8 protein-coding genes are annotated in these 12,820 nt (G+C 36.2%); all 8 read left to right on the top strand.

Features of this window, described 5'->3' with window-relative positions; translation table 11 throughout:
* Positions 1-126: 126 nt before the first annotated feature.
* Entirely contained in the window at positions 127-1,977 is a 1,851-nt protein-coding gene (locus G3A46_RS07305; protein ID WP_165148195.1) for a DNA topoisomerase IV subunit B, read from the top strand.
* Positions 1,978-2,114: 137 nt separating this feature from the next.
* Entirely contained in the window at positions 2,115-4,790 is a 2,676-nt protein-coding gene (locus G3A46_RS07300; protein ID WP_165148192.1) for a DNA gyrase/topoisomerase IV subunit A, read from the top strand.
* A gap of 404 nt (positions 4,791-5,194) precedes the next feature.
* The gene (gene rpsA / locus G3A46_RS07295) at positions 5,195-7,045 is read left to right on the top strand and encodes a 30S ribosomal protein S1 (RefSeq protein ID WP_139854828.1); all 1,851 of its coding nucleotides are present in this window, start codon (positions 5,195-5,197) and stop codon (positions 7,043-7,045) included.
* A gap of 148 nt (positions 7,046-7,193) precedes the next feature.
* Positions 7,194-9,650, top strand: coding sequence for a zinc-dependent metalloprotease (locus G3A46_RS07290; RefSeq protein WP_165148189.1), 2,457 nt, complete (start codon positions 7,194-7,196; stop codon positions 9,648-9,650).
* Between the two features lie 177 nt (positions 9,651-9,827).
* Complete coding sequence (pyrR, locus tag G3A46_RS07285; RefSeq protein WP_139854826.1) at positions 9,828-10,367, top strand: bifunctional pyr operon transcriptional regulator/uracil phosphoribosyltransferase PyrR; 540 nt, start codon at positions 9,828-9,830, stop codon at positions 10,365-10,367.
* 121 nt (positions 10,368-10,488) lie between these two features.
* The gene (locus G3A46_RS07280; RefSeq protein WP_165148186.1) at positions 10,489-11,424 is read left to right on the top strand and encodes an aspartate carbamoyltransferase catalytic subunit; all 936 of its coding nucleotides are present in this window, start codon (positions 10,489-10,491) and stop codon (positions 11,422-11,424) included.
* Entirely contained in the window at positions 11,414-11,749 is a 336-nt protein-coding gene (locus G3A46_RS07275) for a ribonuclease Z (protein WP_165148183.1), read from the top strand. Before G3A46_RS07280 ends, G3A46_RS07275 begins: the two co-directional genes overlap by 11 nt.
* Positions 11,750-11,816: 67 nt before the next feature.
* Positions 11,817-12,722 (top strand): ribonuclease Z, encoded by a 906-nt coding sequence (locus tag G3A46_RS07270; RefSeq protein ID WP_165148180.1) that lies wholly within the window; start codon positions 11,817-11,819, stop codon positions 12,720-12,722.
* Positions 12,723-12,820: the final 98 nt, after the last annotated feature.

The following is a 12,820-nucleotide window of genomic DNA, read 5'->3' as shown; positions in this document are numbered from 1 at the left end:
TTGCGCATTAGTGGCTAAAAACTAATTACTAACAATATTATACATTTTATTGTTAATTACTTTCCGAAGTATTGGTTTCACAAGTGCTCACGTATATTTATATTAGCAACCCTACACAAAATTTTTATGGCCGAAACACAATATACCGAAGATAACATACGCTCCCTCGATTGGAAAGAACACATTCGTATGCGTCCCGGGATGTATATTGGTAAGCTTGGTGATGGATCTTCGCCAGATGACGGAATTTACATCCTTCTAAAAGAAGTGCTTGACAACTCTATTGATGAGTTTGTTATGGGCGCGGGAAAAACTATCGAGGTTCGCATAAAAGAGAAAGAAGTGAGAGTTCGCGATTATGGTCGTGGAATTCCGCTAGGAAAAGTGATTGATGTAGTTTCAAAAATGAACACCGGAGGTAAGTACGATAGCCGTGCATTCAAGAAATCTGTTGGATTGAATGGGGTGGGTACTAAAGCCGTGAATGCGCTTTCTTCATTTTTTAAAGTAGAATCTGTTAGAGATAACCAAATGAAAGCCGCAGAGTTTTCACTTGGAGAGCTTACAAATGATTTGGCGGTTGAAGAATCATCAAAAAGAAAAGGAACCAAAGTGGTTTTTATTCCAGATGAAAAAATTTTCAAAAACTTCAAATTCCGTACAGAGTATGTTGAAAGAATGCTCAAAAACTATGTCTATCTAAACCCTGGATTGACAATAGATTTTAACGGACAAAAATTCTATTCCGAAAATGGATTAAAAGACCTTCTTCAGGAAACTATTAGTGAAGAAGATATGGCGTATCCAATTATTCACTTACGAGGTGATGATATTGAGGTAGCTATAACGCATAGTAAAACGCAATACAGCGAAGAGTATCACAGTTTTGTAAACGGACAAAACACTACGCAAGGAGGTACGCATTTGGCTGCTTTCCGTGAAGCTATTGTAAAAACCGTTCGTGAGTTTTACAACAAAAATTACGATGCTAGTGACGTGCGAAAGTCAATCGTTTCGGCAATTAGTATCAAGGTTATGGAGCCTGTTTTTGAAAGTCAGACAAAAACTAAACTCGGTTCTACCGATATGGGTGGCGATTTGCCAACTGTGCGAACCTATATCAACGATTTCGTAAAAACTCATCTCGATAACTTTCTTCACAAAAACCCTGAATCTGCAGACGCTATTCAGCGAAAAATAGTTCAAGCAGAAAGAGAGCGTAAAGAGCTTAGCGGTATCAGAAAACTCGCTAAGGATAGAGCTAAAAAAGCTAGTCTTCACAATAAAAAATTACGCGATTGCCGTGTGCATTTGGGAGATGTAAAAAATGAAAGAAATTTAGAATCTACGCTGTTTATTACAGAGGGGGATTCTGCAAGTGGTAGTATTACAAAGAGTCGCGATGTAAATACTCAAGCCGTATTCTCACTTCGAGGAAAACCATTGAATACTTATGGTATGACTAAGAAGATTGTGTACGAAAACGAAGAGTTTAACTTACTACAAGCAGCATTGAATATTGAAGATTCAATGGAAGACTTGCGATATAACAATATTGTAATTGCAACGGATGCCGATGTGGATGGGATGCATATTCGTCTATTACTGATTACATTTTTCCTTCAGTTTTTCCCTGAGTTGATAAAAGAAGGACATTTGTATATATTGCAAACACCACTTTTCCGTGTTAGAAATAAAAAAGAAACTATTTACTGTTATTCAGAAGAAGAAAGAGTAAATGCTATAGAGAAACTTAAGCCAAAGCCTGAAATTACACGATTTAAAGGTTTGGGGGAGATTTCGCCAGACGAATTTGTGCATTTTATTGGAAACGATATTCGTTTAGATCCAGTAATGTTAGATAAGTCTATGAGTATTGAAGAATTACTTTCATTTTATATGGGTAAAAACACACCGGATAGACAGGAGTTTATTATCGATAATTTGAAAGTGGAATTGGATAGAGTAGAAGAGTAATTTATTTAGAACACGCTTAATCGCGTGCTTATTTAAAAACATACTTTAGTGTTCTTTCGGCCTCTTAGGTGAAAGTTTACCGCAAGACGCAGAGAGCGCTGAGTGAAAAAATAAAATAAAGAATACAGCATATAAAAATGAGTGACGAACTCGACAATAACGAAGAAGAAATTACAGGTCCAGATTATTTAGGCTTAAACGACGATACTTCCGGAGATACTATAAAAAAGGTAACTGGAATGTATCGCGATTGGTTTTTAGACTACGCTAGTTACGTAATCCTAGAACGTGCCGTACCTGCAATTGAAGATGGATTTAAGCCTGTGCAACGCCGTATTATGCAATCTATGAAAGATTTGGATGACGGGCGTTACAATAAGGTGGCAAATATTGTTGGGCATACTATGCAGTACCACCCACACGGAGATGCAAGTATTGCAGATGCCATGGTGCAAATTGGTCAAAAAGACTTGCTAATAGACACTCAAGGTAACTGGGGTAACATCCTAACGGGCGATAGTGCTGCGGCTTCTCGTTATATTGAAGCTAGGCTCTCAAAGTTTGCTTTAGATGTTATTTACAACCCAAAAATTACAAAGTGGCAAGCTTCTTACGATGGACGTAGAAAAGAGCCAATCAATCTACCTGTAAAGTTTCCACTGCTTTTAAATCAAGGAGGAGAAGGGATTGCTGTTGGTCTTTCAACCAAAATTCTTCCACATAACTTCCTTGAATTAATCGATGCTTCTATAAAGCATTTACAGGGCAAAAAGTTTCAAATTTATCCAGATTTCCCAACAGGGGGAATAATGGATGTAGCCAATTATAACGATGGTTTACGCGGAGGGAAAATTAGAAGCCGTGCCCGAATAAACCAACTTGATAAAAACACACTAATAATTACCGAAATTCCTTTTGGAACAAATACTTCATCGCTAATAGACACTATCTTAAAGGCGAATGAAAAAGGGAAAATTAAAATTAAAAAGATAGAGGATAATACGGCTGCTGAAGTTGAGATTCAAATTCACTTACCTAGTGGGATTTCACCAGATAAAACTATAGACGCCTTATACGCATTTACAGCCTGTGAAACTTCAATTTCGCCCTTAGGCTGTGTTATTGAAGACAACAAACCTCTATTTGTTGGAGTTTCTGAAATGCTTCGCTTAAGTACCAATCGCACGGTTGAGCTGTTAAAAAGTGAGTTGGAAATTCAATTATCTGAATTAGAAGAACAATGGCACTTTGCTTCATTAGAGCGTATTTTTATTGAAAATAGAATTTACCGCGATATTGAAGAAGAAGAAACATGGGAAGGTGTTATCAAGGCGATAGACAAAGGATTACAGCCACATATTAAACACTTAAAACGCCCTGTTACCGAAGAAGATATCGTGAGATTGACAGAAATTCGAATTAAAAGAATTTCAAAATTCGACATCGATAAAGCACAGCAAAAAATTGATGCGCTTGAAGATAGTATTGCTCAAGTAAAACATCACCTAGACAACCTGATAGAATATGCAATCGATTACTTTAAGCGATTGAAAAAGGATTATGGTGAAGGTAAAGAGCGTAAAACAGAAATTAGAACCTTTGAAGATATTGAAGCGACTAAGGTTGTAATTCGCAACACTAAGCTATACGTAAATCGCAAAGAAGGTTTTGTGGGTACAAGTTTAAAACGCGATGAATACGTAACCGATTGTAGTGATATAGACGATATTATTGTTTTTACCGAAGATGGTACAATGATGGTTACTAAAGTGGATGCTAAGACCTTTGTTGGTAAAAACATTATTCACGTTGCTGTATTTAAAAAGAAAGATAAACGCACCATATACAATATGATTTACCGCGACGGAGCTCGTGGCTCGAGTTATGTTAAGCGTTTTGCTGTTACATCAATTACCCGTGACAAAGAATACGATATGACCAATGGAACGAAAGGTTCCAAGGTGTTGTATTTCACCGCCAACCCTAACGGTGAAGCCGAATTGGTAACAATCTATTTACGTCAGACAGGTAGTATAAAGAAATTAAAATTCGACTTTGATTTTGCCGATCAATTGGTAAAAGGAAGAAATTCTAAAGGAAATATTGTTTCCAAATACTCAATAAAAAAGATTGAGCTGAAAGAGAAAGGACTTTCTACCCTAAAACCAAGAAAGATTTGGTTTGACGATTCTGTACAGCGATTAAATGTCGATGAGCGTGGAGAACTTTTAGGTGAATTTAGAAAAGAAGACCGATTGTTAATTGTGAATCAAAAAGGTGTTGTTAAGACTGTTGTTCCAGACTTAATGTTGCGTTTTGATAGCGATATGATTGTGCTTGAAAAGTGGGATCCTAAGAAACCGTTAAGCGCTATTTATTGGGAGGGTGAAAAAGAATTATTCTACGTAAAACGATTCCTAATTGAAAACCCAGACAAAGAAGAAACCATTATTACAGATCATGCCGATTCGTATTTAGAGAAAATCTTTACCGATTACCGTCCTATGGCTGAAGTGGTTTTTGTGAAGAAAAGAGGGCAGGAGCGAGATGAAAATCTTGAGGTTAATTTAGAAGAATTTATTGCCGTTAAAGGAATTACTGCAATGGGGAATCAGTTAACTAAGGAAAAGGTTTTAGAAATTAATACCATGGAGCCTTTACCATACGATCCGCCAAAACCTGTAGATGCTAAGGAAATGGATGTTGTTGATGAAGAAAAAATGACTTCAGATAGTGGGGATTCAAAAACTAATAAAGATTCTGACGACGAGGATTTAAAAACTGACGAAGGCGGACAAGGCTTGCTGTTTTAGCTCTTGTAATATTTTCTAGATGTGATGAGGTTTGATTGGAGTTTAATCATTTCTTCTATTCACTATATAGTAGGCTATTCTGGAAATCAGGTTTTTTAAGTTATGTAGTTGTCCTCTTGTGTTTTACATCTTGACACAGCATTCATATAGGGTATTGACTTTGTTTTTTTTAACAAAAGTCTAAAATTCTAACTTTCTGTGACTAAACCTTTTGATTTTCAAAAGAAAAACATTATTTTTGCACCCCTCTTAGCGACGAGTCAAGATTAAGAGGAATTGAAACAAAACAAAAAGAACCCTTCTGTGGGATAGTCGCATTAAAATCTTGTAACAGCGCAGAATACAAAACGTTGATTTTTAAATTGTTCTAATTTTAGAAGTTTAGAAATCAATTTCACAAACAAATGGCTGATAAAGCAAACAAAGAAGAAGTGCAAGTAGAAGATACTGCAACTCAAAACGAGGCATCTACAAAGCCTCAAAGGGAAGTTTCATTAAAAGAAAGCAACCCTGAAAAATTCCTAGAAGAATTTAACTGGCACAACTACGAAGAAGGAATTGATCCTATCGACGATGGTAAACTAGAAGAATTCGAAAAATTAGTAGCTGAGAATTTCGTTGACACACTTGATGATGAAGTTGTTGAAGGTAAGGTAGTTTACATTACAGACCGTGATGCAATTATCGATATCAACGCGAAAAGTGAAGGTGTTGTTTCATTAAACGAATTCCGTTACAATCCAGATTTAAAAGTTGGTGATAAAGTAGAAGTATTGATCGATGTTCGTGAGGACAGTACAGGTCAGCTTATCCTTAGCCACCGTAAAGCAAGAACTATCAAGGCGTGGGATCGCGTAAATGCAGCTCACGACGAAGGTACAATCGTAAATGGATACGTAAAATGCCGCACAAAAGGAGGTATGATCGTAGATGTTTTCGGTATCGAAGCTTTCTTACCAGGTTCTCAAATTGATGTTAAGCCTATCCGTGATTACGATGTTTACGTTGGTAAAACAATGGAATTCAAAGTTGTTAAAATTAACCACGAATTCAAAAACGTTGTTGTTTCTCACAAAGCGCTTATCGAAGCAGATATTGAAGAGCAGAAAAAAGAAATCATCGGGCAGCTTGAAAAAGGACAAGTACTTGAAGGTGTTGTTAAAAACATCACTTCTTACGGAGTATTTGTTGACCTTGGAGGTGTTGATGGACTTGTACATATTACAGACCTTTCTTGGTCTCGTATCAACCATCCAAACGAGATCGTTGAACTTGATCAGAAATTGAACGTTGTAATTCTTGATTTCGATGAAGATAAAACACGTATCCAATTAGGTCTTAAGCAACTTAACCCTCACCCATGGGAAGCTCTTGGTGATGAGTTAAAAGTTGGAGATAAAGTAAAAGGTAAAGTAGTTGTTATTGCAGATTACGGTGCTTTTGTTGAAGTAGCTGAAGGTGTTGAAGGTCTTATCCACGTTAGCGAAATGTCTTGGTCTACTCACTTACGTAGCGCACAAGATTTCGTAAATGTTGGTGATGAGGTTGAAGCTGTTGTTCTTACAATGGACAAAGAAGAGCGCAAAATGAGCCTTGGTATTAAGCAAATGACTCCAGATCCATGGACTGATATTACTACTAAATACCCTGTAGGTTCACGCCACAAAGGTATTGTACGTAACTTCACTAACTTCGGTGTATTCGTTGAGTTAGAAGAAGGTATCGATGGTCTTATCTACATTAGCGACCTTTCTTGGACTAAGAAAATTAAGCACCCAAGCGAATTCACTAACATTGGTGATGAGCTAGATGTTGTTGTTCTTGAGTTAGATGTTGAAGGACGTAAACTAAGTTTAGGTCACAAACAAACTGAAGAAAACCCTTGGGATAAGTATGAAGCTGAATTTGCAGTTGGTACTAAGCACACTGCTACTATTGACGAAATGGTAGATAAAGGAGCTACAATCAACTTCAATGACGACATTACTGCTTTCATTCCAAACCGTCACCTTGAAAAAGAAGATGGTACAATGTTGAAAAAAGGTGATGAGGCTGAATTCCAAATTATTGAGTTCAACAAAGAATTCAAGAAAGTGGTTGCTTCACATATGAGTATTCATAAAGAAGAAGAGGCTAAGATTGTAAAAGACGCTGTTAAGAAACAAGAAGCAGCTGAAGCAGAAGCAAAACCAACTTTAGGTGATGCAAACTCTGCACTTCAAGCCCTTAAAGATAAAATGGACGGTAAAAAATAATCGTTGCATTTATAGCTAATAAAAAGCCTTCTGGAAACAGAAGGCTTTTTTGTTTATAGCTTGTTTTTATCACTTTTAGTGCTTTTGTTATTAAAAAGATTTCTCAATATATTAAAATTGACTATTTTCAAATTTTTTAAATTTTAATATGAAAATAAGAGCCCTTACCCCACTTTTGTTACTGTTTATCCTTTCATGTGCTGCTCCTAAAAAAGCCATAAACGGAAAAGCAGATAACGCTAATGCAAAAACAGAAAAAGACAAATCTTCAATCAAACCTTATGACAAGGTGATAACCAAAGATGCAATAACAGACGATGGTTTGTTTAAAGTGCATACTGTAAAAGAAGATTTCTTTTATGAAATTCCCGATTCTCTTTTTGGAAGAGAAATGTTAATGGTTACCCGAATCGCTAAAACCGCTACTAATATTGGTTTTGGTGGAGGAAAAACAAATACCCAAGTACTTCGATGGGAAAAGAAACCAAACAAGGTGTTGTTGCGAGTTGTTTCACATCAAATATTTGCAGCCGATTCACTTCCTATATATGAGGCTGTTGTAAACTCAAACTTTGAACCTGTTCTTTTTACATTCGATGTAAAAGCTTTAGGGAAAGACAGTACATCTACTGTAATTCAGGTGAATAAACTTTTTGAAAGTGACGTTAGACCGCTAGGGATGCCTAAGCATTACCGCGATAGGTATAAAATCACCTCTATGGATAAGGAACGTTCGTATATCGAAACTATCAAATCTTATCCATTAAACATTGAATCTCGTCACGTAAAAACATACGCAGCAAAAGAGCCGCCTAGCAATTCAGCTGTAGGTTCAATTTCTGTTGAAATGAATAATAGTATGGTGTTGCTACCTAAAGAGCCAATGAAACGTCGTTATTTTGATGAACGCGTTGGATGGTTTGCTCGTGGACAAACCGATTATGGATTGGAAAACCATGAAAGTAAAACCGTTAAATATCTTGACAGATGGCGTTTAGAAGTAAGAGATGAAGATAGAGCTGCATTTGAAAGAGGAGAATTAGTAGTTCCTAAAAAGCAGATTGTTTACTATATCGACAGAGCTACTCCGGTAAAATGGAGAAAATATATCAAACAAGGAATTGAAGATTGGCAAGTGGCTTTTGAAGCTGCGGGCTTTAAAGATGCTATAATAGCAAAAGATCCGCCAACAGTTGAGGAAGATCCAGATTGGTCTCCAGAAGATGTGCGTTATTCGGTAGTGCGCTACTTGGCGTCTCCTATACCAAACGCAAACGGTCCTCACGTAAGTGATCCGCGTAGTGGTGAAATATTGGAAAGTGATATTAATTGGTATCACAACGTTATGACATTATTGAGAAACTGGTTTTTTGTGCAAACTGCTGCAATTAATCCAGACGCGAGAGGCGTAGCTTTTAAAGATGAAATTATGGGTAGGCTTATCCGTTTTGTTTCTTCACACGAAGTTGGTCATACCTTAGGATTGCCACATAATATGGGAAGTAGTGTTGCTTACCCTGTAGATTCACTGCGTTCTGTAGATTTTACTAAAAAGTACGGAACAGCTCCTTCAATTATGGATTATGCACGTTTCAATTATATTGCTCAGCCAGGAGATGGAGATGTAGCACTAATGCCAAATATTGGTGTTTATGATAAGTATGCGATAAATTGGGGATATAGACCATTGCCACACCTAACTGCTGAAGAGGAAAAAGAAACTCTCGATTCTTGGATTTTAGAGCACGCTGGTGACCCTATGTATCGATTTGGAAAACAACAGTCAGGAGGTGTGATAGATCCTAGTAGTCAAACTGAAGATTTGGGTGACGATGCTGTAAAAGCGAGTATGTACGGTATTTCAAACCTAAAATTACTTGTGCCAAAACTTATTGAATACACCAGAGAAGATGGTAAAAACTACGATGATCTTTCAGAAATGTACAATCAAGTAGTTGCTCAATTTAATAGGTATATGGGGCACGTAACAGCAAATATTGGTGGTGTTTACGAATACTATAAAACCTACGATCAGGAGGGCGCAGTTTATACGCATGTTGCAAAAGAAAAACAAGAAGAAAGTTTGGCATTTTTACAAGAACAACTATTTGAAACTCCAGAATGGTTGTTGGATGATGATATCTTCAATAAAATCCAATTCGATGGAAGTATTGAGAATATTAGAAAAATGCAAGAAAGAACGCTAAATGATATTCTTGACTTTGGAAGAATGGCTCGAATTATTGAAAACGAATCTATAAATGGAAAAAACAGTTATTCATTATTAGAAATGATGGAAGACTTGAGAAAAGGAATTTTCGAAGAGCTTAGAACTGCTGCGCCTATAGATACTTACAGAAGAAATTTACAGCGAGTATATATCAATAGACTTTCGTATTTAATGTCGAATGAGCAAAAAGGTAGAAATAGAACAAAAGTTGATGTTAACTTAAGTGATATTCGTTCGGTAGCAAGAGCAGAGCTTATAGCTTTAGATAATGATATTAGAAGAGCTTTAGGAAGAACTACAGATAGAATGAGTAAGATTCATTTGTTAGATCTTCGTGAAAGGATTGATGTTATTTTGAATCCATACGCTAAATAGTTTCGGATTTTCTTATTAAAACAAAAGAGCCTGTCTTATATAAGACAGGTTTTTTTATGCAGTAAATTGAATAGTTTCAAAAGTTTACGATTTATTGGTTTTAAACGAAAATAAATTCTTTAGTTTTAAATAAATAATTCTGTATTTTTGTTTCCTGAATCTAATTCAGACTTTCCTATGAGCCAAAAAGTGTTACTAAACGCAACCGAGATTAATATTGCGCTTAACCGTTTGGCTTGCCAATTGATTGAAAAGCACGACGATTTTTCCAAAACAGTACTTATCGGAATACAGCCACGAGGAGTCTTTTTAGCTGAAAGACTTAAAACCTTGTTGGAAACTGAATACAAAATAAAAAACATTCAACTTGGTTATTTAGACATCACCTTCTTTAGAGATGATTTCCGAAGAAGTGGTAAGCCGTTAGAAGCGAATAAAACCAAAATTAATTTTATAGTTGAAGATAAAAACGTTGTATTCATAGACGATGTTCTTTTTACTGGAAGAAGTATTCGTTCTGCGTTAACCGCAGTGCAATCTTTTGGAAGGCCATTAGAAATTGAATTACTCACACTTATAGATCGCCGTTTTAGCCGTCATTTACCAATTCAACCCGATTATAGAGGAAGACAAGTAGATGCGATTAATGGGGAAAAAGTAAAAGTGTGCTGGAAAGAAAATGAAGGGGAAGACGCTGTTTATTTAGTTAAGAGTTAAGGGGGAGAGAAGAGAGCAGAGAACAGAGAGTAGAGAGTAGAGAGTAGAGAGTAGAGAGTGACTAGTGTAGAAAAGACAACTGTCAATAGATAATCGATAACAGATAACCGAAAACCAAACAATGGAACTAAGTGTAAATCACTTACTGGGAATAAAATACATAACCGAAGCCGATATTCAACTCATCTTCGAGACGGCCGATCATTTTAAAGAGGTTATTAACCGACCTATTAAAAAAGTGCCATCGCTTCGAGACATTACCATTGCCAATCTCTTTTTCGAAAATAGTACGCGAACGAAACTTTCGTTTGAGCTTGCTGAAAAAAGACTTTCTGCAGATGTTATAAATTTTGCATCTTCGAGTTCTTCTGTTGCAAAAGGAGAAACGCTTATCGATACCGTAAACAATATCCTTTCTATGAAAGTTGATATGGTGGTAATGCGTCATCCAAATCCAGGAGCAGGAATATTCTTATCTAAGCACGTAAATGCTAGTATTATTAATGCAGGAGATGGAGCACACGAGCATCCAACTCAAGCCTTATTAGATAGCTATTCTATTCGTGAAAAGTTGGGTGATGTTGCAGGGAAAAACGTGGTTATAGTTGGTGATATTCTTCACTCTAGAGTTGCATTGTCAAATATTTTTACACTTCAAAAGCTTGGAGCAAAGGTTAAGGTATGTGGACCTAAGACGCTTATTCCTAAATATATAGGAAAATTAAATGTAGAGGTGGAAACTAATTTACGTAAAGCGTTGGAGTGGTGCGATGTAGCAAATATGCTTCGTGTTCAAAACGAGCGTATGGATATTAGTTATTTTCCAACAACTCGAGAATACTCACAACAATTCGGACTTAATAAAGCAATGCTCGATTCTTTAAATAAGGAAATTGTAGTAATGCATCCAGGGCCAATTAATCGCGGTGTGGAAATCACAAGTGATGTTGCAGATAGCAAGCAATCTATTATATTAGGTCAAGTAGAAAATGGAGTGGCCATCCGTATGGCTGTAATTTATTTATTAGCTTCAAAAATTAAACATAATGAAGATTGAGAATCATCCAAATTTTGTTGTCCTTGAAGATGAGAAGGATGATATAATAGATTTTGCCTCATTTATTGAGAGTCAAGTTCCTTCAAAGTACAAGGGTCAAAATGTGGTTTTGAACTTATTGAAGTATGACTCTTTATCCTTACCAGAATTATTACAATTCTTAAAAACGTCAAACCTTCATCGTAAAACAAATTACTCCTTTGTTATCGTAAACGATGCAATTGATATAGATGAAGTTCCTTACGAATTAGTTGTAGTGCCAACACTTCAGGAAGCTGGAGATATCGTTGAGATGGAAGAGATTGAGCGTGACCTCGGTTTTTAGTCTAAACTGAGCTGTATACTCGTAAAGCTTCTGATACGAGAAAAAATAATTTTTTAAAAATCAAATTTTGAAATTAACTATCCTAGGATGCCATTCAGCAACTCCAACTGCTTCTACGCACCCAACAGCGCAGATTTTGGAGATTAAGGGGCATTTGTTTTTAATTGACTGTGGGGAGGGAACCCAGATGCAATTAAGAAAATATAGGGTTAAATTTTCGCGTATTCGTCACATATTTATTTCACACTTACACGGCGATCACTTTTTTGGCTTACCAGGATTAATTTCAACTTTTTTACTATTAGGAAGAGAAGCTGAATTGCATATTTACGGTCCAAAAGGCATAAAACAAGCTATATTATTGCTTCTCAAATTGGGGAAAGCATATACAAATTACCCTTTGTATTTCCACGAACTAGAAGAGACCTCTCCACAAGTAATTTTTGAAGATGATAAAGTTACGGTGGAAACAATTCCTTTAAAACATAGAGTGTATACCAACGGATTTCTTTTCAAAGAAAAACTGGAATACCGAAAGTTAGATGTGGATGCTGCTCGAAACCTGAATATCGATTTAAGTTATTACAACAAAATCAAACAGGGTTTCGACGTGGAAAATAAGGACGGTAAGTTGATATCAAACAAAGATATTACTTTCGATCCACCTGCACCAAAATCGTATGCTTATTGTAGTGATACAGAATATAACCCAGAGATGGTTCCTCAAATTGAAGCAGCAACTGTTTTGTATCACGAATCAACCTTTCTGGACGAACACTACCATCTTGCTGAAAAAACCAAGCACAGCACCGCTAAGGAGGCTGCTGTTATTGCGCGGAAAGCAAACGTTGGAATATTAATTCTCGGTCATTATTCAGGACGTTACGGTAAACTTGAACTTTTCCGCAAAGAAGCTCAAGAGGTATTTGATAATGTAGAATTAGCTGAAGACGGAAAATCCTTTCAGTTTTAATTTACTATTCCTTACTAGTTCGGTTTTATCTTATCGTTTAAATTCACTTTTGAATCTTTTCTAAAGGAAAATATTTAATACATATTTAATAAACTGCT

Source organism: Aequorivita sp. KMM 9714 (assembly GCF_011065475.1).
Classification (GTDB): Bacteria; Bacteroidota; Bacteroidia; order Flavobacteriales; family Flavobacteriaceae; genus Aequorivita; species Aequorivita sinensis.
The sequence above is the reverse complement of the archived record's forward strand: the minus strand, read 5'-3'. Positions and strand labels throughout refer to the sequence as shown.